Below are 23742 nucleotides of genomic sequence, written 5' to 3' on the forward strand. Positions count from 1 at the left end.
AAGGCGAACGCGACGGTCGCGCGCATCCCGATCGCCTAGGTCAGCATCGAGATGATCGACTGAAGCTGATCGGATGCCGACGTCACGAGCCCGTCGAACGATGTCTGGCCGTGAGCTGCGGCTCGCAGGATGCATTCCGCAACAGCGGCCTTGAGACCGAACACGGATTGATCCGCCGGCACGCTTGCCATGACCGCATCCAACGCATTGCGCATCGTCTGGATCAGTTCGGCGCTGTGCTTCATGGCTGTCCCTCCGCAGGCTCAAAATAGGCCGGCCGTACGGGGTCGCCACTCACAAGCGCGCGATTCCAAATTGCCTTTTCTTAATGCAGTGACGGATACGTGAACCGGCGAGCGTTAAAGGTCTCTCTCGGCAAGCTTGCGAAACGCGTCGGGCACCGAATGAACCGCCTCCAGCGCGACTGAACCATATCCGATCGCCTCCCAGCCAAAGCGATCGCGGATCCTGTCGATCGCACGGTCCGCTGCCCAGCGGGCCATCCCTGTCGGACTTCCAGGCCGAAGCGCTTCGTCCTCCAGTCCGAGTGGAAGCTCCAATGCAAGATCCCAATGCTCCTCGAGATGCGAAACCGAGATCGCCAGCAGCGAGATGATCTTCTCGCCGGGATGGTCGGCAAGAGCAGCGCGCACGAGATTCTCGGCGAGCCGGGCCAGGACGATGGTCGTGCACACCGGCGCATCGAGCGTCATCGAGCGCGTCACCGACTTCAGGTCGGCGAAACGGACGCGCACCGTCACGGTTCGTCCAGGCCGTGATTTCGCCCGAAGCCGCGTGGCGACGCGGTCGGCGAGATGAAGCAGCGTGGGCCGGATGACTTGCTCGATCGCAGGCTTTCGGCCAAGCGCCGATTGTGCCCCCGCCGATCGCGCGCGCCGGTGTGGCTTGAGCTGTCGCGGATCGCGATTCCAAGCCAGCGCGGCGAGTTTCTCGCCCGCTGCCGGACCGAGCAAGTGGGTCAGCGACCGTTCCGACAATTTGGCGAGCTGACCGATCGTCGCAACGCCGATCGCGTCCAACCGGGTCTTGGTCACCGGCCCTACCCCCCACATCAACTCAACCGGCAATTCGTGAAGGAAGCTTAGCTCGGCGGCGGGATCAACGACGACGAGTCCGTCGGGCTTTGCGACCTGCGAGGCGATCTTCGCCAGATGCTTGGTGCGGGCGACGCCGACCGAGATCGGAAGGCCGAGCTCGCTGCGCACGCGCCACCGGATCGACGCGGCTATTTCGGCAGGCGTTCCGAACAGGTGAGTGCAACCGGCAACATCCGCAAACGCCTCGTCGATCGAAATTCGCTCGACCAGCGGCGTGAAGTCGCCGATCACCTTGATGGCCGCGTCACCCAGCCGCTGGTAATCGCTGAAATGGCCGCCGACGAAAACAAGTTGCGGGCACAGTTGACGCGCTTCCCGCCCCGACATGCCGCCATGCACTCCGAAGGCCTTGGCCTCATAGGACGCCGCAAGCACAACTCCGCCCCCGACGGCGATCGGCTTGCCGCGCAGCGACGGCTCGAGCAGTTGCTCGACCGATGCGTAAAATGCATCCAGGTCCGCATGAAGGATGGTGGCTGCGGCTGCCATCTCGACCCCTCATCCCTGACCTGACCGAAGCCGCCGGTGGAAATGGCTGATATCGTCACGCTGATCGACAAGCGCGAAGGGGCACCGAAGAAGCGCGGCCCCTATAAAAAACATCTAACGACCACGAACTGAGGTGGTTTTGCCGCGAAGTCTCGCCAAGGCCCTCCTCGATCGGCGCAGTACAACTGTGCTTTGCGCAAGCACCCTATAGCTGTGTTCAAGCGACTCAAGCACGTATCGATCGGATCGGTCCCTAGTATCGAGTTTTGCGCTACGGCAACGCTCAGCTAGTTCTAGGTATTCTTTCAAGACGTTCATGGAACGTGAAGCCAGCACGCGTCGGTTAGTTCCTAACTGACTTTAGAACAAAATAGGAACATTCTGAAATCGTGTCAATCCACCAACGTCGTCACGGCCGCTGGCGCCGCGAACGACGCCAGGTCGTCAACGCGCGTTGCGACCCTGCGCGCGCGCGTGCCGCGCCAGGGATCTGCCGGCACTTCGTTCAGCCGGCTTCGCCCCATCGCCCCCGATCTCGGCCCGCGAGAGATCGAAGTGGGAGTTGCTGCGAGGCATCGACGCGAGGCACATCCGTGGATCGTTCGAGAGCATGACGGCGGCTTCTGCGATGCACGACCGCACGCAGCTTGCGCGTATTGCCGCACCAGCTCACTCACCAGCCGGCTGACTTTGCCGCGCAGGGCTTTTTCGGGTAGATATTTTGCAATGACCGACCAATCTCATCAGGTGGACTTCCAAGCTGCGGCCCACCTTTACAAATGGCCTTCTCTCAACAACTCCAGGCGAGAGGATCGCGCGCCCTATATGGTCGTCAACGGAACGCTCGACCAATGCATTCGGGATTTCATGGGCAAGCCCGAGAAGACGCGACATCTTTACGAGATCCGGACCAAGTCGCAGCCTCCCCTCGTCCCCGACGTGCTGTCGCCCGAGCATGTGATCGAGCTCTCCAGGCTTCGCGAGTTTCTCTGAGGCGCGCAACGAAGGCGATCCCGACGCGTGTCTTTTGCGGGCCGACTTATCCATCTGTCGTAGGTCTGGTGCCGGATTGTTTGCCCCTTGGCGAGCCGGTACACTTGCTTGACTCCCTGACTGACCGACGTCCGCGCCGGCATGATTGATCCGCTTCGACCCCGCTGAGGCTCGCACGTCGCCTGCACGGGATCGGAACGGCGGCACGGCCGGTTGAGGAGCATCGCGAGGCGGCGCATGAAGTTCAATCTGGCGATCTTGAGTGTGCTGGCCGCAAGGCCCGGGCAGCGGATCGCGATCGACGAGGTCAGCCGCGAGGTCAAGCGCATGATCGCGGCCGGCGACGAAGCCACGCAGTCGAAGCGGCCGTCCGAGCTTGGCGACGCCGACGTCTTCCAATCGGGATGGGCATCGATCAACGACGCGGGCCTGCAGATCACCGATTCGGGGCTCTCGCTGTGGCGCTCGCTTGAAGCAACCCGCATCGAACAAGGACTCGATCGACAGGAAACGGAACGATTGGACGCCGCTGCGGCCGACACGCGCCATTACGTTGCGGATGCTGCGATCGACCGTCCCGACGACGTTGATCTCGAACTTCCCGGCATGACGCGCGAGGACCACGATGGCCGCCAGCCATCCGGCGAGGGCCGTTCGACTACTGCTCCCGACATCCCCTCGGCGCACTCTCCGATCGTCCCGGCGCCTGCATTCGGCGCCTTTCAAGAGGCGAACCGCATGGTGGCTGCGCGGCTGTCCGGTCTGGTCAGCTTCCTCGGCACGATCAAGCCGAAATTCGCCGCCGCGCGGCGACGGCGACCCGCGGAGGATGTCGGGGATCGTCGTGCCGATCGTCGAGGCGGATTGACGGGGCTGGCGGTGGCGTGCCTCAGCCTGATCTCGGTCGTCGCTTGCGTTGCCGCCGCGATCGCGCTTGGTCAGCTCTCTTCGCTGAAGTCGGACATTGCCGCGTTGCGACGGGAGATCGCGCCGCTGAGGGAACGCCTCGCCAGACTCGAACAGGTCGAAGTCGCAAAACGCGAAGCCGCCCAGCAGCAAGAAGCGCAAGACAAGGCCGAGGCGGAAAGGAAGCCACCTGACGGCGCAGGCGAACAGGCCGCGCTCAGCCTCTCGCGTGAAGAGATTCAGTTGATAAGGGAGTACATCAAGGCAGCGCCTTCGGCCGGCGCAGCAGTCGCGCCGATCAACGTCGGCGATCCCATCACCGGCGGAATGATTCCGCTGCCTTCATCGCTGACGGAGAAGGTGCCGCGCCTTGTCGGCGCGAGATTTGCGACCCGCAACGGCGCCATCGTCATCAGCACGCGAAACAGCCGCCGCATCGATGCGGTGCTGATGCCGAACTAAATCGGCAGCAACATCGCGTCGGTCGAAAGCGAGACCATCTGCCGGTGCGCGCACATCGCGATGGCACTCCGGTTGCCGGCAGACGCGATGAAATCCCCGTCCGTTCCTTGCGCGGACCTTGCTCCTGTTTTCTCGAACAAATACTGGCGCAAAGCGGAACGATGGCGCGGTTTCCTTAAGGATTTTAGGAACTTATGACACATCGCGGCGACGCGGGGCGCCCGACACAACAGGCGGCAAACAGGCGCCGAACAGGAAGCAAACAGGTCTTGAACAGGGACGTAACAGGTCGACAAATCGCTTGATCCGGCCTGTTTGCTTGCTCGTGGCGATCGACGGTCGGATATTGACGCATACGTCGATGCGCGCGGAATTGTCATCGTCCGTCGAACAGCGCGGCAGCAACCCGTGTGGCCCCTCCTCGATCGGGGGGCCCCCGGTAAAAACGGATTGCTTTGGCTTAGAGCACCAGGGTGCGCTCGTCGCGCTTATCCCGATCGTCGCGTGGCAAGCAATATCTCAGATTGGGGAATGCTCCCCGTCGAATTGAACGATCAATCGCATATTCAAGGGTTTAGAATTGGTCGTCCGCGTCCCCACGTTCCGGCCTTGATTGCGGCTTCGATAGCCGGTGCGGTTCTTCCATCCTGCACGATGAGATAGCGATAGAGCAGGTTCTCGTGGATATAACGCCGCACGTACGTGTCCATCTGGTGTCGACCGGACGTAATCGCGGCGATGTCTTCCTGAGTTAGCATCGGCAAGACAAAGCGGTCGGCTACGTAGACGCAGAACTGGTCGCCGCTCCTTCGACCGGAGGCGTGGCTGTGTAATCGTGTGTAGATGCCGTGCGGTGTATTTCTCGGCACCGTCGCCTCCGATATTCCCCGCCCGGACATCCCAACGTAGACGAACGCACCGTCGCTGTGCCAGATCGTGTAAACGCCTGCTCCAAATTTAGGGACTTTCGGATTGGGCCATTGGCCGAATTGGTGCGCGGTGCCGTCGGCGAGTCCGCAGACGTATTCTGGCGGTAACGTCATTCCAACATTCTGCGCTCCTTCGTCGGTAGCGCCGCGTGGCAATGGTGTCATGTTCGCTGGCTCCTCGCGCAGTCTGTTGGTAATCACGCCGCATAGTTCCGACCACTTTTCCGAGGACCTACGCCTCGCAAGGGCTGCGTCTTAGCATCTTGCGACGAATTGCGGTTACGGCCCTATTGGTATCGTTGTGGCGGTACGGGTTATTTTGCCAATTGGTCAACTGGTATCCCTCGCGAACAAGCCGGTCGATTGTCGCCCTCTCCAAAGCAAGCGCCTGAGCCCTGTTGACATTCTGGTGCATGAATATTCAATGCACGCGCTCACATCTAAAGCGGCCATTACCCGGACACTGAGGCTCTTCTTCTTTAACTTTTCCGGTGCCAGCGACCTTACATAGCGAAGCCGATCCGAGGCCCGCCGGTCACGCCCTATACCGACGTAGAATGGATATCCATCTACGTGAAATGTGTAGACGTAGAAGTCGCGCTTTGAGGGGTTGGCTGCCACCGGCATCTCTCGCAATCATCCTCCTGCGATTTCATGGAGCGCAATGTTCGACATACCGAGGGTAAGATTTCGTTAAATCGGGCGCGGCCGCCGGGAGCGAGCATTGACGTGCCGGGCGAACCTTGGCGGGCGTGGTCCATGGTTCGGACCGCCCTGTTAATGCCGACGTCGCTCTCGGCAATACAGGCCCCCGGCCGTTGCGCCGGTTCGACCTCAAGGAAGGACTTTAGCCCGCAGTCTGCCGGGTGAGCGGGACCTAAGCCGCTCGCCGGCATCCGCCGACCGGCTCGACGAGGCGGCGCGAGCGAGCCTGTCGGCGCGTGAGACGCTGACGAGACACTGCTCGCGCCGGCGAAGCCAAAGCTGATGATTGGTTACCTGCGCTGGAGCCGATGCGGCTCACCTGCTCTTGCAGCTGGTCAGCCGCCGCTACGAACCTGGCGCTATGCTGATCGCGACGAACCACTGCGTTGATTGGGGCGTTCTTCGTGACGCAAAGGGGGCAGTTCCGGATGGCGTTTGACACACAACCGAGCAAGAGCATCCGGATCGGTGGATGCGGCGCGCGATGCTGGGCGCGAAATGAGGGTCTGCCTGCGCTCAAGAAGAGCCATCCAATAGCGCTGCCATCCGATGTCGATCGATGATGTTGGGGTCCGGGGGCAGCGGATAGCCGTTCAATTCGGCCAGTTTCGCGGCCACGTTCGGTCTCGCGATGACCTCCTGGGGCAGCGCAAGGCACATTGCGATTTCAATCATGCCACGGAGCACGTCGGCGTCTTGGGATGAGGCGACGAGGAGCTTGGCCATGACCGGGTTGGGTGCGGGCATCGGCATGCCCGCTTCCAAGGCATTCATTTCAGCGATACGCGCGCGGTCAGCGGCGATCTGGTTTCGATAAAACGGCCCGACTAGGCGTTCGGTCTCGGCGTCATATTCCCGGCAGAACGCTCCGGGATCGTCGATGTGTCGATGGACGGCATCGCGAAGCACCTGTACGTGCAGAAGGCCAACGCTCAAGCCCCGTCCGGCGGACGGGTTGGTACACGCCCATGCATCACCTACGGCGGCGAACCCGGTAATGACGGGCTGACCATCGATGACAAACCGCCGGTACCGGTCGATAACTCCGGCCATCAAAAGGACGGGCGTTATTGGCTCGCCGTCGAGCCAATGGGCATGCCGCGGGCACGCGGAGACGACGCGATGGAATGTCGTCGTATCGCGCAAGGCTCGCATCGCCTTGTTCTTCGATGAGGTATACAAGGTGACTGACCAGGTATCGTTGTCGCCGTCCAACGTCAGGATCGAGAACAAGCCCATTGGCGTCAGCGCGCGGCCCATTCTGCGGGGTCGCCGCTGTCCGGAAAAATATCGGGTAAAATAGGCGAAATTGCTGTCTTCGGCTTGCTCGATCGGACTATGGGCTCCTGCGCTGATCATCCAATCGCAAGCCGGGCTTCGCCGACCCATGGCGTCGATCACGAGATCGGCTCGAATTTCTTCGCCGGAGCTAGTGCGTACGCCCACGACGTGGGGCACGCCGGAAACCGCCGAAGCGCCCGTGGTCAATTCCCGAACCTTGGCTCCCCTGCGGATCGTCACGTTCGGCGCGGCTTCTGCCATTGCAGCCACGGCGCACTCTATCACGGGCCTTCGACCGGTGACGAAGCGGATCGCGTCGTCGCCCGGACGCGGTGTCCGATCCGTTATGGATGGCGGAAGACTGTCGAGATAGTCCACCCAAACGCAACCGGCTCGGAGCAAATCATCCGTTAGTCCCGGTAATTCCTGGTCGCTGATCAGCCGAAATCGCGAACTGAGGTTGTGAGGTTGCCGGAATTGGGCAACTCCCGGGCGTTCCCACGCCTCCCACCCCGCGGAGGGCGCCGTCGGAAGACCTGCCGGGTCGGCTTCTAAGACTGTGACGGGGTGACCGTCGCGGCCGAGCATCGTGGCGGCGCATAATCCGATCACGCCTCCACCGCAAATGAGGATCTTGCTCATTCCTCGTCCCCCCTAAGCCCGTCGCGCTCAAGCGAGCGACGCGGTCTCGCCATCATGTTCTCTGGCGCGACCACAACACCCGCACACGCGGGGCACGGCACTCAAGACATGGGTCGGTGCGGCAAACCGGAGGTTCAAAGCTCTGCGCAGCTTGCCTTGGCGTCCTGGCCGGTCAGGAGGCGTATGGCGCGAGGCGAACATTATCCAAAGGACTGCAGGTGAGACAGCCATCCTGACGCAGCGGACCCAAGATCTCACGCCTCCTCCAGGCTTTCCGGTTGCCGCGGTTGAGCTCGCGATGACGGTTACCTCGACCTCCGGCAACCTGGGCACGGAACGCTCGGTGTTCGTTCGCGTTAGACCGGCTCGAGCTCAGGGAAGGATTCCATATGCTGAAGATCGCTCTTGTCTTAGCGGCATCCGCGGCGGCGCTGACAACCACACCGTTTGCCAACCCGGCCAAAGCCCAAGGCGTCAAAATCGCCCAAGGCGTCGATGTTCAGGTCGGACCGGACCGCGAGGACCGCTATTATAAAGACCGCGACTACCGGGACCACGACCGCTACAACCGCGATACCACGGTTGGCGTCGGCCCGGGCGGCGTCACCGTCGGCCCAAGGCAGCGCTGCCACTACGAGACCACCACGAGCGAACGGGACGACGGCCGCAGGGTGACGCGCCGGGAGCGCATTTGCGACTAACACGGCGAGCTGACGGTCCGGAGCTCTGACTTAGACGCAAGGCGGCGCCATCAATCGGCGCGGAACATGGGCGCGCGTTTCTAGCGCACACCGGCGGGCCACAAAATGGCTTCATCCCAAACGGGTTTGTCCAATGAGCGAAGCGACAGTGTTCATGGCGGGCGTGGCGGGTTTGGCTCTATGGGCCGCGGTCGTCGCGGTGTTTGAGATCAAAGCGGCCTGGGAACGAAACCGGCTCCGAGCCCGTGAGCGAGGCCATATAACCCATTAGGCTTTCGCCGCCATTGTCCGGTGCCGTGGCGTTTTTGGTTGCCGCGACCCGCGGACATCAACGGCGCTCGGCGCTCCATTGCGGACGCGCCTGGGAGTGGACTGAATCCGAGCGTCCTCTGTTCTCATGCGGACGAGGAAACGCATCAGGATCGGATCATGAACCGTCCCCTGCACGCCTGTGTCATAAGGACCTTGCGCGCCCGATGGACGTTAAAGCGGGCAAGGGGCATGACGGCGAACCGGGTCATGTGCACTGTCCCTCTGGACCTCGAAAGAAAATTCGAACAGCGCTGGGCCGCGAGATTTGCGCGGCGAGTTCTATCGGCGCCGCAAGGGCACGAACTCGGAGCCAAAACTGAGCTGCCTGCTGCGCTCGTTGACGCCAAGAAAAATGCCCGCCGGGACAAAGCACACGACAAAGCCGCGGACTTGGTCCGTCAGCCTGCAGTGTGACCGCGCGCCCGCCACATTTCACGGCTCTTCCCATTTTGTCTTCAAACGTGAAAAGGGCCACCCATGCGCAAATGGCTTCTTGGACTGACGCTCACCTTGTTGCCGTCATGACCTCGCCGGCGTCGGCCTGCCCCCGATCGCCGGCCTATCCGCTTGCGTTGAGCACCACGAACAGCAGCGATCTCATCCGTGCAAGAAGCGGTCCCGTATAACTCCGGTACTTCCGAATTGGAAAGGAAAGTGTCCGCCGGCGGCCCTATGATCGAAGGACAATTTCCTCGCCGCCTCACGTCACCCCGCGCTGAGGCCACCTTTTTGCTTTGCGCGAAATTAGCTTCCCCCCTTCGCCGGCGAGTGGTCTGAGGTCGACCGCGCGCGATAAGGTTAAGAATGATGCATAGAACTTGCCGCTTGCGCGCGGTCTGCGGGCATCGGAAAACACTGTTATTTCAAGCGACGATCCGACGCGGACGTCGGACGTTCATTCGCGCAAAGCAATTTTCAAGTTCAACGATTTGGACCAAGAATGGTTGGAGAATTCGGTATCGCAAGTACCGCTGCGGGATCGGTGCTCGCCTTGTATGCAAACCGGCGCCGGTCGAAGGTTTTGGAGGCGTTCGCTGGTGCGCTGTTGCTTCTTGGCCTTACCTGCGTGGGCGCGGCGCTACCGCGTGTATAACACCAGAAGCGACATCGGGAACGCCATGACTTTCGGCACTTTTCGACCGCGGCATCCCGGACGTTCAATCGATCGGTGCGGTCTATCCCGATCCATCTCCGACCGCGCAGGGTCCCCGGCTAAGCCGCATGATCACGGCCGGGGACCGCTTCTTCATTGCGCGGAAGCGCTGAGAGCAATTGGTGGGATTTTCGCAGTGGAAATCCGAACATATTTTTTGCGTTCGGTGTTTTGAAACAGGGTCTCATGGGAAGGGAGAAGACGAGCCTTCAACTCGGACCTGATTTGGATGGTCCATGAGCGTCTGTTGGCTTACCGCGATTTCCCGGCGCAGATGGCGATCACGTTGGCCGTTCTTCCGGTGGGCGGAGACGGAAACTGGAAATTGGTCATCGGCCAAGGCAAACTGAGGAACGATCCGATTTGGTATTCGAGAACTCGGACCATCGAAGCTCAGCTTCAGAACCTATACAGTCTCAGACGCTAGAGCGACGCTGAGCCGCCGAAGGCCGAAGCGAGAAGAGCTTCGGCTCCCCGAACACCAAAGGAAAAGTGAGCGCGAAATGCACTCCCCTCTAGGCGAAGCGTGCCGCAATTTTGGTCGCGATCAGGCACGGCGCCAATACGGATCGAGCGTTGCGCGCATTAGCTTTACCGCCTGCTTTAACTCATCGGTTACGTCCTCGGGATACTTCCGAATCCGGTTTTCCGCATCGATAATCGCCTCTAGATTTTCGAGCTGCTGCTTCACGTGATCGGAAGTATATCGCTCATACCTCTTATTATATTCGATGATCGCTCGCAGGTCGCCCGAGATGGCCTTACGCATCAACTGGAGATCAATTGCCGTGTGCACCGAAACAGACTTCCGCTTTCCGTTCTCGGTTACAATGATCTGCTTTTCGGTGGCTTCAAAGAACTCGCGCCTTTGCCTTTCGGATGAAATTTCCAACGGCTGCTTGCGAGGGCGACCGCGTGGGTTGCCACACGTCCCCTTTTCGAACTGGCCCAATTCGTTGCGAGGCATTGCGCTACTCCATTTCTAAGGAGCCGCGCCACAAATAAGAAAGGCGCAACTCCGGAGGATATTTCGAGCCTGCTCTTGCAGGAAACTCGACCCATCCGGCGTCACGCCGTCATTTTCGGACTACCTGCTGGATTTCCGCATCACGCAAGGTTCGCAAAAAGCAAACCCAACCCAGCTCTCGTCGCGAGGCGAATTCACTTTATCGCAACGATCGGATTTGATCAAATCTTGATCGCCACGCGATCAGCACCTGGTCGCTCGCGCGCGCGATCAAGTCGCGTCACGCTTGCCTCACCGCAGCTATTGCAATGGATCGCCGCGCCGCTGTTCGACGTCGGCAAAGCTCTCGCCGGTGATCGCCATCAAGGCCGCCTGCCCTGTGTAAGCCTGCCAGCGGCGGATGGCGATGTCGACGTAGAGCGGGTCGAGCTCGATCGCCCGCGCGCGGCGCCTCGCCTTGTGCGCGGCCATGATCGTGGTGCCCGAGCCCGCGAAGGCATCGAGCACGATCTCGCCGCGCCGCGAACAATCCCTGATGGCGTCGATCACGAGTGCGGTCGGCTTTACGGTCGGATGCATGTCGAGTTCGGCGGCGCGGCCGGGCCGAAAGCTGTTGACGCCAGCATAATCCCAGACGTTGGTGCGATAACGTCCGTGCCGGCCGAGCTCGATCGTGTTCAGATGCGGGGCGGTCCCGACCTTATAGGCAAAGACCAGCTCATGCTTAGAGCGGTAGAACGAGCCCATCCCACCGTTGCTCTTGTTCCAGACGCAGAGATTCTTCAGCTCGGAATAGATCCCGCTCGCCGCCCCTAAGATCTCGTCGAGATGCCGCCAATCCATGCAGATGAAATGGATCGCACCATCGACGCTGAAGGCGGCCAGATTGCCAAACACGTTCGCTAAGAAACCACGAAATTCGCTCGGGCTCATTTCGCCGCAGGCCATCTTGAACTCGCGGTGCTTGACCGCGCCGAGCCCCCCGACATGACCGTCGATCGGCACGTTGTAGGGCGGATCGGTAAAAACCAGGCGCGCCGGTTCATCGCCGAGCAACTCGGCATAGGCCGCGCGGTCGCAGGCGTCGGCGCACAGCAGCCGATGCTCGCCCAGCATCCAAAGATCGCCCAGGCGGGATACCGCGGCCGCCTCCGCCGCCGGGATTAGGTCGCTGCGATCCACCTTGTCGGGTTGGGTCGGGCCGTCGACCAGCAGATCAATCTCGGCGGTGCCAAATCCCGTGACCTCCACGTCGAAATTGAGCTCGGCGTCCATCAATTCCCGCCATAATCCCTTCAGCTGGTCGAGGTCCCAATCGGCGTTCAGGGCGATCTTGTTGTCGGCGAGCGCAAACGCGGTCTTCTGCGCCTCGGTTAGGTGGGTTACCCGCAGCACCGGGACCGTCTCGAGTCCGGCCAACCGCGCGCCCGCGACCCGGCCGTGCCCGACCAGGATGCAGCCGTCCTCATCGACCACGACGATGCTGTTGAAGCCGAACTCGCGGATCGAGGCCGCGATCTGGTTCAGCTGCTTGTCGGAGTGCCGCCGCGCGTTGCGCGGGTTGGGCTTCAATTCGCCGATCGGACGCTGCTCAACCTGAAGACCTGTCATCGAAAACGCCTCCAAACACCGGAAAGTCCATCTATACCATGAACTATGCCGATACTTCGCGAGGCACCTCCAACGATGGATCGAATGGTTAAGAGGGTCAGCCGCGAATGATGATCTCGACGTCCTCGGGCGTTACGCCAAACGTCGCCGCCAGTGCCTGCTTGGCCTCCGCAATTGTCAACGGGCGTGCGGTCGAGGACGGCTCCGCCGGCTTGAACGCCAGCCGCCGCGGGTCGATACCGAGCGCCTTCAGCGCGCTATAGCCGACGGGATTGGTCACATCCTTGCGCCATACCTCGGGACGATCGACCTCAGCATAGTCCGAAATCCCGATCAGATACCGCGCCTGCCCCCGCGCATTGCTGCTCGCATCGATCCGCGTCAAGCCCGCGATGCGGCCGACCAGGAAGGCGGCGCGCTGCGCGATCCCGTCCGCGCGGTTTTTCCAGTTCGCTTTGCGGCAGCAGACCACATACCGACAACGGTTGGCGTTCTTCGGATTGATCACCCAGTGCCCCGTGCCCGCCTTGCCCAAAATCTCCTGTCGGCTCTCCGAGGTGAACACAACAATGGTGTCCTTATCCGTTGCCATCGCTGCCTGGTCTCCCTAGTCGTCCAGATCATTCCAATCGAACGGCGGTAACGGAGCCGCGCCGTGCGCTACCATGAGATCATCTCCGGTCTGGTGCAGCAGCCGGCTCGGCGCGTGCCGGCCGTAGGCACCGCGTTCGTTGCGGGCGCCATGGACCAACAAGAGCAGCTTGTCGCCCAGCGCCCTGGGTTCGCGCAAGCCGGCCTTGTCGCATAACCCTACGACGCGGCGCCGCTCCTTCTGCCAGTACTGCGAGATCTCCGCCAACGCGGCAGCCTGCGGACTGCGTAACAACTCCGCCGTGGTGCGAGCCAACAGCGCCTCGGGCCGAACCGGATCGGTCATGCGCTCTTGTTCGTAAAGCAGCCACCAGCGCAATTGCGCGTGGGGATCGCCGGGATGGCGGGCCTCGACCTCGCGCCAGTAGCCCTCCGATTCCTCAATCAGCGACCTTACGAATTGGCCGATCAGGCGATCGCCATGCCCGAAATACTTCGTGACGGTCGCGAGATTCGAATGCGCCTGCTGGGCTATCATCAGCAAATGGATCCGGATTCCATACCGCCGGAACAGTTGGTCGGCGGCCTCGGCAATCCGCTGCTTGACCGGCTTGTCGAACCCAGAGCCTTGGGTCACTTGGGGCGACGTCATGCGGGACAACTTTGTCATGGGATGGGACTCCAGTAAGAGTATCACCAACTATGAGCATACTTCGTGCCAACATTCGCCGTGACCACGCGTGGCCCGACGTTCATGCGGCGGATGGCAAAACCCGCACCAGCGCTATGCGCCACCGACCAGCGTCAACCGGAAATCCACTATCCCATTGATTTCGTAATCGAATAATCCAGCGCTCCGTCGCCTCTGGAGCCGATGCGCGTTGCTCAAAGCCGAATATGAAGGATTCTGACCCTGTCCAGGGGACCCGACGGTGCCAAACCCACCCAGGGCCTTCCCTGGCCGTCACAGAGCCCATCGCGTCTAGCGCTGATTGTGCAGTTAATACGACTTATGGTTGTGATCGTCTCTCAATCGCCGCGCTTAGCCCAACAATCTTTGGATTACCTCGTCGATGCCGTCGAGCCGCATGAAACGGCTCTTGGCGATGACGCGATGGCCTGACCGCAGCGCCTTCTCCCGCTGCGCGTTGTGCTTGGTGTGGCGGGCGATCTTGCCGCCGAGCTCGGGGATCCTCTCATGGGGCGCGCCGCCGAACCACAAGAACGGGCCGAGCCGCAGCGTGTCCGGGTCGAAATAGATCCAAAGAATGCAGGCAGCCGGCCGGTCCAACAGCTTGACGTTGGCGGTGATCTCACCGCGCCTGGCATCGCGGTGGCTGGACTTCAGCTGGATGTGGCGGACCACGCCCTGGAATTCCAGCGCGAGGTCGTAGCCGCCGCTGTCCACCTCGGGCCGCAACACCTCGACGCCGCGGATGTTCTTCAGCCACAACGCGCGCAACAATTCGCCCAAAAACAGATGCTCCACCAGCTTCTCGCGCGCGCTCGAATCGGCCGATTGTGTCGGCGCGAATCCAAAGACGTCATCCCGCAGGTCCATTTGCGTCATGCCCGTTGCCCTCCGCCTCTCCTTCGCCTCACCGCAGCAGTTCGCTTGCCGCGGCCGCGAAGTCGAGGGGATACCGCTAGAGTAGACCATCAGGGTTAACGATTATCCTCTTTTGGGATAATCCGAATCCAGGATCAGGTTGCCTGCCGCCCGATTCCCCAGCTCCCGGCGGCGATGCAAAAATCCCTTCAATCTGCCGAATACCGGCGCCTCATCGCGCTTCTTGTCGCCGTACGGCACAAGGCCGGCATCCGCCAGCACGCGCTCGCCAACAAGCTCGGCAAGCCGCAATCCTTTGTCGCCAAATATGAGGGCGTGGAGCGGCGGCTCGATGTCATCGAGTTCATCGCGATCGCCGAAGCCCTTGGTGCCGACCCCGCCAAGCTGTTCAGGCAATTTTTACGTGGCAAAGGCCGCTAGGCGCGAGGCAAGCCCGCCGCCCACCTCGCGCAATCGGCGTCGATCCGGCGAATCGCCAACCCACCGCAAAGCCGACCGCGTGCTACGGCGCCATCGACCGACGCGCAGGCTAAGCGCTCCCGGGCATCGGCGACATGCCAGGCACCGGCACGATCATCCGATATCGGCGGAAAATGATCAGTGCAGGCTGATATCCGACAGCCAACGCTGATGTTCGTCGGCCGTTTCGTGGTGCCATTGGTTTTCCGCCATGGCCTCAGTCTTTTCGACGATCCTAAGTCGCGCGGCACGGTCGCGGATCGAACGAAAGGCGAGCAGCAGCCTGAACGCCTGCGCTGCATCGGCAGCCTCGCTTTGCGTCGTGAAGATCACCCTCTGATCTCTGATTGCGTTGCGGGGCGGGACAAACCTTCTCCAGTGGGTGTAGTTGAATTGGCCTTCCCATGAGTGGACCGGCGCATTGCACTCTGCGCAATTGAAGCTTCGCGGCGGTGTCGGGGCACGCCTTTGCTCTTGCACCGCAAAATAAAGCGCACCGCAATCGGTGCAGGTGAAAACAACTTGGGTCATCAAAATCGGGCTCGTGCTGCAAACTTGGTCTCGTGCTCCAATCAACCGACCATGAGCTGTCCGATCGGAGCGGGTCATGGTTGAGGCACCACGATCCAATGTCACGTTGCACCAAACGTTGTCTTTATCCCAATCATTGTCAACGCGGCCATCCAACGGCGGGGGCGAAATGCGAAGACGTCGCTGCCCTTGAGGTTGCGCGCGACCTGAAGACTACCCCACGTGCTCGGCTGGCGTGCATAGCTGACGCGCGGAATGACATCATGGAGCGCATCTTTTTTGACTGGATTGGCCCGTGACCCAAATGGGCCAAGACGCGTCGGCATCGAGGCCCTACGATGCATTTTCCTCGCTGTCTGCGATTCTATTAAGAGTGCTTTCCGTGGTGTGGGGTGGATTGCAGCCAATCCGCATTGCGCTGACCGCAATTGTCGTCTCAATGGGTTTTGGGGCCCTTATTACATTTTCTTGCTCTCACCTTGTGATCGATCGCGAATTCAATTTGGGTTTGACTTGGCCGTGCCCTTCAACCAGCGCCATCGGCAGTTTCTAGAGTATCTTCGGAACGGGGCATGGATGCGCTCTTCCGACCTACCCGATCGGCCAAAACTGAAACTGACGTTGCTTCACCATCAATGGATCGAGGTTCAAGAGACCGGCGGCGAAGCCCGTTACCGGATTACGCCAAAGGGACTCGCGGAGATGAGCAAACCTAGAAGGCTTCGCTAACGGGTAAACAAAAAGGATGCTGCTCCCATTCGCGTTCGAGCCGACCAGAAAAGTCTTCGAATTCGGCCTGCGAGGTCAGGTGGTCTCAGGTTCGCAGCAATGTCCGCAACAAAGACGCCGCGTCCTGCAGCCGCCCGGCGTCATAGATAATTGCTCGATGTCCATGGAGACGCGCACGCCCTCGCTGACGCTGCCGGCCTCGGCGCAGACGGCTGCGGCTCTGGCAATCTGCTCGGCCTCCTTGAGCTTGGCGTGAACGTTCTTAAGGCAGGCCGTAATGGCCGGTTCGATCCATTCGGCGTCCATCGCACGCGCTTCTCCCTGCTCTTCCTGTTGCAGGAACGCTCCGTTTGCACCGCAAGTCCAGTCGGTTCTGCAGCGATGCTTTATCGCCCGTCGAGCAGGATACGCGAGAGGCTCCCGATCCTTGCGGCACGACACCGTACGCGGCGGCGCCAGCAAGGTACGCCTTCGAGTAAGATTCGCCGGCGGCATTCCGATTGGCTTTGTTTTGTTCGATGCCAAATCGGGGGCGCTAGCCGCTGCGCCGCATCGCCCGCGTCTGTCGTGCAAAGGCCGCGCGCTCATAGCGTTCCAGCCCCAGCAGCCGTTTTCGCAATTTTGCGTCAGGAGTCTTTAGGAAAGCAGCCAGTAATTCGTGACGGACTGCGCGCAAGCGAGCAAGCTCGAACTTAGTGCGTACGACGTCGGTTGGTTCAATGGAGGGCGCCTCTCGCGCCATCCAATCCAGAAGACCCCGTGTCAGCGCCTCACACCCCGTATCGTCATGCGGAGCTGGCCGCGACAGCCCGTGGCGGAGCGCGTTCCGGCTTGATCGAAGCTTCCCCTGGCCGGTCTTCGGGCCCGTGCTGCGCTTGGCATTTCTCCGATTGGCTTCGATTTGTCGATCTGAGGCCATGCCTTCTCCCCTTACCGGTCGCGTCCACCAGCTCGCTCCGATCCATTGTCCGCATCAAGCTTTGGCGCGCAAAAGAGCAAGATTGTTGCTGCAGAAAGGACTGGCATTCTCGCGCCATTGGAGCGTTACTGAGTCGGCCGGGCACAAAAACGGCCACGGTTTCTCGCCTCGCATCTCGCGGGGTTTGAGCAGTGCGGCAACCATCGCCGCGCTGTTCACATCAGGAGAGACCGGTGAGTACCATTGAGACCGGTGGCGCAACGGAGCCACATTTCCAACTCATCAAATTCAGCCCTTCCGATCGTCGCCATTTCATCGGCGGCTCGGATGCCCGCATCATCATGGGCAATGATGAGGCGGACCTCATTCGCTTATGGCGGGAAAAACGCGGCGAGAGCGAGCCTGAGGACCTGTCCGGAAATCTGATCGTCCAGCTCGGCACCGCCACCGAGGAGCTCAATCGCAGCTGGTATCAGCGCAACAGCGACCAGACCATAAAGGACGTCCAGAAGCGCGTCCGTCACCCCGTCCATTCATGGATGGCGGCAACGCTCGACGGCATCGTCGAACAGACCGGCGCGGTGTTCGAAGCCAAGTTCATGCTGCCCTGGGCCTTCACCGAGGAGGGCGCCGCCGAAAAGCACATGGCGCAGCTGCAGCACAACATGTGGGTGGTTGCGGCGCGCTCGGCCGTGCTGTCGATCATCACCGGCGGCGGCAAATGGATCGAGATCAAAATCCATGCCGATCCGCTCTATCAGCACCTTCTGCTCACCGCCGAGAAGAAGTTCTGGCGCTGCGTCAAAACCGGCGAGCCGCCGGCCCTGTTTGGCGCGGAGCCGCCGCGGCCTCGGCCCGAGGCGGTCAAAATCGTCGACATGAGCGGGTCCAATCTCTGGGCCGAATTGGCCGCTACCTATCTGCGCACCCGCCTCGCCCATGGCGACCACGAAGCGGCGAAAGCCGAGCTGAAGGCGCTCGTGCCCGAGGATGCCAAGGCGGCGGCCGGCCACGGCGTGCGCGCCAAGCGGTCCAAATCCGGCGCCATCAGCTTCGATGCCATCGAGGTGGAGACGACCCATGCTGCAGTCCAGTGAGAGCATCGGCGCCATCGCGGCCGCCCTGGCGCGTGCCCAGACCGATCTCGTCAACCCCGAAAAGACCCTGATCGCCACCATCCGCTCGCCTTTCCCCAGGGAAGATGATCGGACCTTTCGCTACGCCTCGCTCGCCTCTGGCCTCGACATCGTCCGCAAAAGCTTGAGCCAGCAGGAAATCGCAACCATCCAGACCACCCGCCTGGATGCGGTGAGCGGGCAGATTCATTTGACCACCATGCTCGCCCATTCCTCCGGGGAATGGATCTCCTCCGACCTTCCGGTTTGCGCGGCCAAGGACACCGAAGCGCCGCACCGGATGGGCGCGGCCTTAACCTACGCCCGCCGCTACGCGCTGTTCGCCCTGGTCGGGATTGCCGGCGAGGACGATCTCGACGCTCCGGACGCGATTGCCGGCCCGCCGCCGGCCGAAGGCCTTCCTGGCACGAAGGCCAAGGCTGGCAAGGGCGTTCTCAACCGCGCGCCGGTGTTGGGCCCTCCGCAGTCGGCCGAGCTCCGGGTGCGGCTGTTGAGCCAGCTCGCGGTCCTACCTCCCGGCGATGACCTGCTCACCTGGGCAAAGGCCAGCCTTCAGCTCAAGAACACGCTTTTGGAGCCGGACGCCAAGCTCGTCGAGGCCGCCTATCAGACCAAGCTGCAGGAAGCCGACCGCCTCGGGACGATTGAACCGGCATCTCCCTTCGACCATGACGCAGGCCTGTCGCCGGATCCGCTCCCGAAGGCTCTAGCTAGCACGGAGGCTACGCCTCAAGCGCACCTACCAGCTGCACTTGAGGCCGCGTTGGCCCGTCCCAAGGAGCCGCCCCGCAAGCGCAGCAAGGCGCATCTGTTGTTTGTCGGGGACCAGCCCTGCCTCGTTTGCCGGCAAACTCCGTCCGATGCCCACCACTTGAAGTTTGCCCAACCTAGGGCTCTCGGCCGCAAAGTCAGCGACGAGTACACTGTTCCATTGTGCCGCGCCCATCACCAGGAGCTGCATCGGCACGGCAATGAAAGGGCTTGGTGGGCGAACATGCAGATCACGCCGCTGCAGGTGGCACATGACTTGTGGGCGGCAAGTCCGATCCACAGCCCACTGGACGCCGCCGTCGTCAACGGGGCCGCTCCATCATGCCGGGAGTCGGAGGCTTCCCCACGATGAACGGGCCATTCCAAACCGAGCTGACCGCGACGACGCTGCCGGTCGAGCTCGAGGCGTTGGCGCCCCCTCCCTTGCTGCTTCCTGGTGAACGCCTTGACCACTACCACGCGCTACGCCAAGCGATCTTCGCTGATTTGGCGCCGCGGTCTGCCATCGAATGGCTAGTCGCGATCGACGTCGTCGAACTCTCCTGGGAGATCCAGCGCTACCGCCTCTTGCGCCACCGGCTGCTTGTGACCTATCGGCAAAAGGCGGTCGAGGCCGCCTTACGCAGTATCGACATGGTCGGGATTGCACCTGAGTTCGAAGACGAGGCCGACTATTACGTACGTCAAAACGCGCTGAGTTGGCGGCTCGATCCTGTTGCCACGAACGAGATCGAGACGCGTCTGGCGTCATACGGTTTCGATCACCATTCCATCAACACGGACGTCTACATCCAGGCGCGCGAGGTCTTCGCCTTATTCGAGGGCCTTCTCAATGCAGCGCAAGCCAGACGCCTGCTCCTCGTCAGAGAGATCAAGAAGCATCGCTTCCTGGCCTAGCGCGTTCGACGCCACGGTTCCGGCAAAACCGGTTCGCCTCGTCCGAACGTGCTCTAAAAGACGATATGTGGTTCAACGGCGCGCTATTATCGCGCTTGGACGATAAGAAGACGGGCCAGATTATTCTGGTTATGCAGCGCCTGCACCCGAACGATTTGTCGGGACACTTGCTCCAAGGCGAGACGCGGTCCCATTTGAGTCTGCCGGCGATTGCAGCGGAGGAAAGCAAGATATCGCGGCCGGGTGCAGCGCGACGGTAAGACGGTGCTCGTCAGCTCAAGGTCCGCGCTGGACTGGACGTGGCGCTTCCCGTGGATTGTCGAGAGCGCGCTGAAGCTGCCCTTGGCGCAGTTCGCGATCGCCGGCGAGATCTGCGTGCTCGACGCACGCGGGGTCTCCGACTTCGACGCCCTGCACTCCAACCGGCATAACGAGGACGCCCAGCTCTACGCCTTCGACTTGGTCGCGCTCGACGGCGACGACCTGCGCGAAGAGCCGCGTTCGAGCGGAAGGCCGCCCTTGCGAAGGTGCTGCGGCGGCGGCCGACGAGATCGGGCCCGAGCTGTTTCGCGCGGCCTGCGACCTCGCCTCGAGGGACCGGTCTCAAGCACCGCGAGCGCCGCAACCGGCCAAAGCCTTGTGACTAGATCAAAGTGAGAACCGAAAACTTCCAGCCCTCAGCCGCGTCATGGATGCGATGTCCTGAATCGCCTCGCCCGCCGGCGCGTCCAAATTGCTAAGTGGACCGCGCGGCACCCCCGTTAATCAACGGGCGCAAACCTCGTTGCTCGCCCCCCATTACAATGGTACCTAGCAATATTTCCGGCTGGCGACGAATTCCATGAAATTGATTGTGGCGGCAGCATGCGGCCTGAACTAAGAGCACTCACCGGGATTCGCGGACTGGCGGCGACCACCGTCGCGCTAGCTCACTTCCGCCTGCCACTTCCTTTTGGGTTGCGGTCGATCTTCCAATGGGAAGATGCCGCCGTTGTCCTGTTTTTTTGCCTGAGCGGATTCACGTTGGCCTACGTGTATGGCCGCGATCGTTTCAGATTCTCAAGCTATATTGTTGCCAGGATCGGCCGGGTCTATCCCCTATATTTTTTGACACTTGTCGGTCTTGGTGCGGCATACGTCGTCCCGCTCATTATAAACCCAGAGACCTACCCGGTTAGTCGAGCCATTCCGGATTTCGTGCTGCAGGCCCTGATGCTCAACGCGTGGCCTGTCATAGGATATGGCGATCACTGGAATTTCCCGGCGTGGTCGATATCGGTTGAATGGTTCTGCTATCTGCTCGTCTTCCCGCTCCTGTTGCACCTACCGAAGCCGCCCCGGTCCGACAATGCGAGGTTGCTCGCCCTCGTCGTTCTATCCGCCCTCTGCTATTCGCTGCTGCTGGGCGTCCTCGATGAACGCATCATGGGGCCGACGAGCTATGTCGCTGCGCACAAGTTGAGCTACTGGGCGCCGGTGCTCGAGGGCATCCTAGCGTTCACCGCGGGTTGGATCGCCTTCGTAATCCATGAGGATCGGGACGACATCCATTTTCTGTGCAGGCAATACTCCTCGCTGATCTGGATTTGTATCGCGGTCATTTTGATCCTCAGATACTTCATGCTCATCAACTCGCAGATGATGCTTTTCCTCTTTCCGTTCGTAGTCTTGGCAGCAACTGACGCCACGTCTGCAACGTCCCGCATTCTGGGATCACGACCGTTGCACTTTCTTGGGCTGATCTCCTACTCCATTTATCTGATGCACTTCCCGGTTATGCTGGCATTTCTTCTTGTGCTAGGTGAGCCAGGCGCGTGGTCTGGATGGGTTTACGCGACCCTCGTCATAGCCACGTTCTTGGTCTCCGTTGTGACCTATTTTGCGATCGAGCGGCCGGCACGCGATGCGATCCGTGGCCTTTACACACAGCGACACATGCCAGGGCTAGTTGCCGTCCGACGAGACGCCAGCGTGAAGCGTAAATGAAATGCCCCGCGCCGCCGGGCATGGCGACGCGGCCTCCTAATTCGACCCGCGATAGAAGATCGGGTACCGGTGATATGGACCGTAATTCCGGGCCCGTCATGATGATACCCCCTCCTTACCCTCCGGGTAAACACGGGTGTACCTGGCATTGCTCGTGCGTGGGTTGCCGTGTAAGCTTCTGCCATTTCAAAATATAAAATCATTCTGGGAGTGCTGGAATTGAGCGGCGAAGGTTTTCGCTGGGCGGTGACCGCCTGTGTTGCGCTTTTGGACTTCATCATTGCGCGGTATCTCGGAATTCACGTCGTGATCGAGCTATGGTTCGTTGCCCTCGTCGGCTGGTTGCTGGCAATCTACATAGTCTATCGATTCGCCCGGCCGGATGCGCGCCTCGCCTGGCTCTGCGGCAGCGTCGCGCAATACCTGGCGCTCGGCTGTACGCTGACCATATTGTCGTGCCTAGTTGCGGCGTTCAATTTCCCGCTGATTGATCGTTACCTTGCCAAGGCAGACGCGACAATCGGCTTCGACTGGCTTGCGGCGTTTGATTACGTGCAGTCAAATCCCTGGCTGAAGCGGATTTTGCAGATCGGCTACAACTCGACAGAGGCGCAAACGGCGCTGCTGTTCCTGGTGCTGAACGTTACCGGGCGGGTACATCGAACCGGCGAATTCATCTCGCTCTGCGCTGCGACGCTGGCGATCATGGCCATCATTTCGGCCGTGTTGCCCGCGACCGGCGCGTGGCCGACCCACCGAGTGCTGCAGTCGGTTTCGGCGGATTATCTCAGCTATCTCCCGCTCCTGAACGGGCTGCGCGACGGCAGCCTGCGGCAGCTCTCGCTGAGCAACATCGACGGGATCGTGACTTTTCCGTCTTTCCATACCGCGCTCGGAATCATTTTCGTCTATACGGCGAGAGGCATCCCGCTTCTGTTCCCGGCACTGGCCGCACTGAATGTGATCATGATCAGTGCGACGCCAGTTATTGGTGGACACTATTTCGTGGATATAATTGCCGGTGCCGTCATCACATGCGCGGTAATCTTCATGGTGAGAGCAGTCGCGATATGGGACCGCGCACAACTGACCCTTCGTTCAGAGCCGAGCGCACCATGAGGCTACATTCTCCTGATTGCCAGCTAAACGATAAAGAGCCGCCCCGTCTTCCAGAAGCGGCTTAAAGACGTGACGATCGACAGTGTCAGTCGGGCTGAATCCTCTTGATCCAATTGAGCGAGCGCTGCAACGCACAACACTTTTACGGCCCATAGAGCCAGTAACCGGCTCATTGCCACGGTATGGCAGCAATCAACAGCAATTTTGCGCCGTCCAGCCTATCATCGGTAAGATCGGGAATTTGGTATCTGGGAAGGCGCGCCTGGTGCAGCAACGATCTGAATGGGGCTTGCCTGGCAAGCCTTGAGCTGCACATTCGTTACCTGCACCGAAGCACCATTCCGGCCATGCTTGTGGCGGCCGATCAAAGGTCGGTCGCATCCCACTTACTGGGATCCGGGCCACTGTACTTTCTCGGAGTCATCTCGCACTCGATCTATATGACGCATTTTGCTCTCTTCATCGGCGTCGTAGCCGTGTTCGGCTTGCCTACTACTTGGCCGTTGTCTTTCTATCCACTTGTTTCACTCGCAGTGTCTACTGGCAGCTATTTGGCGATCGAGCGACCGACGGGTAATGCGGTACGAAGACTTCAGTGCAACTCGCCCGCACAAGCTGAAAGCGCCTGAGCGATCTCAGAGACCCGGTCGGCCTGCTGCAATGAAGGCTGGATCTATACCAACACGGCCAAAATGGTTGGTGAACCCGAACACTTGAGGGTCTTTGCGACCGTCGAGACGTACAAGGCTTGGCTCAAGCAGAAAG

At 60.9% G+C, this 23742-nt stretch carries 21 protein-coding genes; 10 read left to right on the plus strand and 11 right to left on the minus strand.

The genetic code is table 11. The annotated features are described in order from the left end of the window. Window positions 1-35 precede the first annotated feature (35 nt). Together J2R78_RS00395 and dinB are read right to left on the minus strand one after the other, a co-directional pair. Window positions 36-245 carry a hypothetical protein gene (locus J2R78_RS00395; protein WP_253609304.1) on the minus strand — a complete coding sequence of 70 codons (210 nt, stop codon included), beginning with the start codon at window positions 243-245 and terminating at the stop codon, window positions 36-38. Window positions 246-359: 114 nt separating this feature from the next. Next, entirely contained in the window at window positions 360-1607 is a 1248-nt protein-coding gene (gene dinB, locus J2R78_RS00400) for a DNA polymerase IV (RefSeq protein WP_253609305.1), read from the minus strand. A 726-nt stretch (window positions 1608-2333) separates the two neighbouring features. Between dinB and J2R78_RS00405 the strand changes: the two genes are divergently transcribed. Both J2R78_RS00405 and J2R78_RS00410 read left to right on the plus strand, forming a co-directional pair. Then, complete coding sequence (locus J2R78_RS00405) at window positions 2334-2600, plus strand: hypothetical protein (protein WP_016846025.1); 267 nt, start codon at window positions 2334-2336, stop codon at window positions 2598-2600. A gap of 237 nt (window positions 2601-2837) precedes the next feature. After that, the gene (locus tag J2R78_RS00410) at window positions 2838-3968 is read left to right on the plus strand and encodes a hypothetical protein (RefSeq protein ID WP_253609306.1); all 1131 of its coding nucleotides are present in this window, start codon (window positions 2838-2840) and stop codon (window positions 3966-3968) included. Between the two features lie 566 nt (window positions 3969-4534). Here the strand turns inward: J2R78_RS00410 and J2R78_RS00415 are convergent. Then, entirely contained in the window at window positions 4535-5062 is a 528-nt protein-coding gene (locus J2R78_RS00415; RefSeq protein WP_253609307.1) for a hypothetical protein, read from the minus strand. A gap of 1056 nt (window positions 5063-6118) precedes the next feature. Next, entirely contained in the window at window positions 6119-7525 is a 1407-nt protein-coding gene (locus J2R78_RS00425) for an NAD(P)/FAD-dependent oxidoreductase (RefSeq protein WP_253609308.1), read from the minus strand. 389 nt (window positions 7526-7914) lie between these two features. Here J2R78_RS00425 and J2R78_RS00430 point away from each other — a divergent pair, with 389 nt between their 5' ends. Continuing rightward, window positions 7915-8226, plus strand: a complete 312-nt coding sequence (locus J2R78_RS00430; protein ID WP_253609309.1) for a hypothetical protein — start codon at window positions 7915-7917, stop codon at window positions 8224-8226. 2012 nt (window positions 8227-10238) lie between these two features. On the opposite strand, the gene J2R78_RS00435 is transcribed toward J2R78_RS00430, so the two are convergent. The 5 genes from J2R78_RS00435 to J2R78_RS00455 all read right to left on the minus strand — a co-directional run bounded on the left by J2R78_RS00435 (window position 10239) and on the right by J2R78_RS00455 (window position 14430). Next, the gene (locus J2R78_RS00435) at window positions 10239-10658 is read right to left on the minus strand and encodes a DUF5681 domain-containing protein (RefSeq protein WP_253609310.1); all 420 of its coding nucleotides are present in this window, start codon (window positions 10656-10658) and stop codon (window positions 10239-10241) included. A gap of 300 nt (window positions 10659-10958) precedes the next feature. Further along, window positions 10959-12269: a DNA methyltransferase gene (locus J2R78_RS00440; RefSeq protein ID WP_253609311.1), complete on the minus strand. Its 1311-nt coding sequence runs from the start codon at window positions 12267-12269 to the stop codon at window positions 10959-10961. Between the two features lie 97 nt (window positions 12270-12366). Next, a complete protein-coding gene (locus J2R78_RS00445) occupies window positions 12367-12861 on the minus strand; it encodes a hypothetical protein (protein ID WP_253609312.1) in 495 nt (164 codons plus the stop codon). A 15-nt stretch (window positions 12862-12876) separates the two neighbouring features. Next, window positions 12877-13512, minus strand: a complete 636-nt coding sequence (locus J2R78_RS00450; RefSeq protein ID WP_253609313.1) for a TetR/AcrR family transcriptional regulator — start codon at window positions 13510-13512, stop codon at window positions 12877-12879. Window positions 13513-13902: 390 nt separating this feature from the next. Next, window positions 13903-14430: a hypothetical protein gene (locus J2R78_RS00455; RefSeq protein WP_253609314.1), complete on the minus strand. Its 528-nt coding sequence runs from the start codon at window positions 14428-14430 to the stop codon at window positions 13903-13905. Window positions 14431-14604: 174 nt separating this feature from the next. Here J2R78_RS00455 and J2R78_RS00460 point away from each other — a divergent pair, with 174 nt between their 5' ends. After that, entirely contained in the window at window positions 14605-14850 is a 246-nt protein-coding gene (locus J2R78_RS00460; RefSeq protein WP_253609315.1) for a helix-turn-helix domain-containing protein, read from the plus strand. Between the two features lie 177 nt (window positions 14851-15027). On the opposite strand, the gene J2R78_RS00465 is transcribed toward J2R78_RS00460, so the two are convergent. Beyond that, the gene (locus J2R78_RS00465; RefSeq protein ID WP_253609316.1) at window positions 15028-15420 is read right to left on the minus strand and encodes a hypothetical protein; all 393 of its coding nucleotides are present in this window, start codon (window positions 15418-15420) and stop codon (window positions 15028-15030) included. Window positions 15421-16224: 804 nt separating this feature from the next. Continuing rightward, window positions 16225-16455 carry a hypothetical protein gene (locus J2R78_RS00470; protein WP_253609317.1) on the minus strand — a complete coding sequence of 77 codons (231 nt, stop codon included), beginning with the start codon at window positions 16453-16455 and terminating at the stop codon, window positions 16225-16227. 855 nt (window positions 16456-17310) lie between these two features. On the opposite strand from J2R78_RS00470, the gene J2R78_RS00475 reads away from it, so the two are divergent. From J2R78_RS00475 to J2R78_RS00500, 6 genes are all read left to right on the plus strand, one after another. Then, a complete protein-coding gene (locus tag J2R78_RS00475; RefSeq protein WP_375167099.1) occupies window positions 17311-18165 on the plus strand; it encodes a YqaJ viral recombinase family protein in 855 nt (284 codons plus the stop codon). Continuing rightward, window positions 18149-19327 (plus strand): ERF family protein, encoded by a 1179-nt coding sequence (locus tag J2R78_RS00480; protein ID WP_253609319.1) that lies wholly within the window; start codon window positions 18149-18151, stop codon window positions 19325-19327. Before J2R78_RS00475 ends, J2R78_RS00480 begins: the two co-directional genes overlap by 17 nt. Further along, window positions 19324-19872: a hypothetical protein gene (locus tag J2R78_RS00485; protein ID WP_253609320.1), complete on the plus strand. Its 549-nt coding sequence runs from the start codon at window positions 19324-19326 to the stop codon at window positions 19870-19872. The genes J2R78_RS00480 and J2R78_RS00485 overlap by 4 nt, the downstream gene beginning before the upstream one ends. 264 nt (window positions 19873-20136) lie before the next feature. Next, window positions 20137-20529, plus strand: a complete 393-nt coding sequence (locus tag J2R78_RS00490; protein ID WP_375167100.1) for a hypothetical protein — start codon at window positions 20137-20139, stop codon at window positions 20527-20529. A gap of 207 nt (window positions 20530-20736) precedes the next feature. Then, complete coding sequence (locus J2R78_RS00495; RefSeq protein WP_253609322.1) at window positions 20737-21858, plus strand: acyltransferase; 1122 nt, start codon at window positions 20737-20739, stop codon at window positions 21856-21858. A gap of 219 nt (window positions 21859-22077) precedes the next feature. Continuing rightward, window positions 22078-22977: a phosphatase PAP2 family protein gene (locus J2R78_RS00500; protein WP_253609323.1), complete on the plus strand. Its 900-nt coding sequence runs from the start codon at window positions 22078-22080 to the stop codon at window positions 22975-22977. Window positions 22978-23742: the final 765 nt, after the last annotated feature.

The sequence above is a fragment of the Bradyrhizobium sp. USDA 4538 genome, assembly GCF_024171045.1.
Lineage (GTDB): Bacteria > Pseudomonadota > Alphaproteobacteria > Rhizobiales > Xanthobacteraceae > Bradyrhizobium > Bradyrhizobium australafricanum.

Coding starts and splice junctions, on each gene's coding strand:
- J2R78_RS00440 (WP_253609311.1), bottom strand. CDS start 12,269: ATGACAGGTCTTCAGGTTGAGCAGCGTCCGATCGGCGAATTGAAGCCC.
- J2R78_RS00435 (WP_253609310.1), bottom strand. CDS start 10,658: ATGCCTCGCAACGAATTGGGCCAGTTCGAAAAGGGGACGTGTGGCAAC.
- J2R78_RS00430 (WP_253609309.1), top strand. CDS start 7,915: ATGCTGAAGATCGCTCTTGTCTTAGCGGCATCCGCGGCGGCGCTGACA.
- J2R78_RS00410 (WP_253609306.1), top strand. CDS start 2,838: ATGAAGTTCAATCTGGCGATCTTGAGTGTGCTGGCCGCAAGGCCCGGG.
- J2R78_RS00470 (WP_253609317.1), bottom strand. CDS start 16,455: ATGGACGCCGAATGGATCGAACCGGCCATTACGGCCTGCCTTAAGAAC.
- J2R78_RS00450 (WP_253609313.1), bottom strand. CDS start 13,512: ATGACGTCGCCCCAAGTGACCCAAGGCTCTGGGTTCGACAAGCCGGTC.
- J2R78_RS00480 (WP_253609319.1), top strand. CDS start 18,149: ATGCTGCAGTCCAGTGAGAGCATCGGCGCCATCGCGGCCGCCCTGGCG.
- J2R78_RS00445 (WP_253609312.1), bottom strand. CDS start 12,861: ATGGCAACGGATAAGGACACCATTGTTGTGTTCACCTCGGAGAGCCGA.
- J2R78_RS00395 (WP_253609304.1), bottom strand. CDS start 245: ATGAAGCACAGCGCCGAACTGATCCAGACGATGCGCAATGCGTTGGAT.
- J2R78_RS00485 (WP_253609320.1), top strand. CDS start 19,324: ATGAACGGGCCATTCCAAACCGAGCTGACCGCGACGACGCTGCCGGTC.
- J2R78_RS00405 (WP_016846025.1), top strand. CDS start 2,334: ATGACCGACCAATCTCATCAGGTGGACTTCCAAGCTGCGGCCCACCTT.
- J2R78_RS00415 (WP_253609307.1), bottom strand. CDS start 5,062: ATGACACCATTGCCACGCGGCGCTACCGACGAAGGAGCGCAGAATGTT.
- J2R78_RS00455 (WP_253609314.1), bottom strand. CDS start 14,430: ATGACGCAAATGGACCTGCGGGATGACGTCTTTGGATTCGCGCCGACA.
- J2R78_RS00465 (WP_253609316.1), bottom strand. CDS start 15,420: ATGACCCAAGTTGTTTTCACCTGCACCGATTGCGGTGCGCTTTATTTT.
- dinB (WP_253609305.1), bottom strand. CDS start 1,607: ATGGCAGCCGCAGCCACCATCCTTCATGCGGACCTGGATGCATTTTAC.
- J2R78_RS00425 (WP_253609308.1), bottom strand. CDS start 7,525: ATGAGCAAGATCCTCATTTGCGGTGGAGGCGTGATCGGATTATGCGCC.
- J2R78_RS00495 (WP_253609322.1), top strand. CDS start 20,737: ATGCGGCCTGAACTAAGAGCACTCACCGGGATTCGCGGACTGGCGGCG.
- J2R78_RS00460 (WP_253609315.1), top strand. CDS start 14,605: ATGCAAAAATCCCTTCAATCTGCCGAATACCGGCGCCTCATCGCGCTT.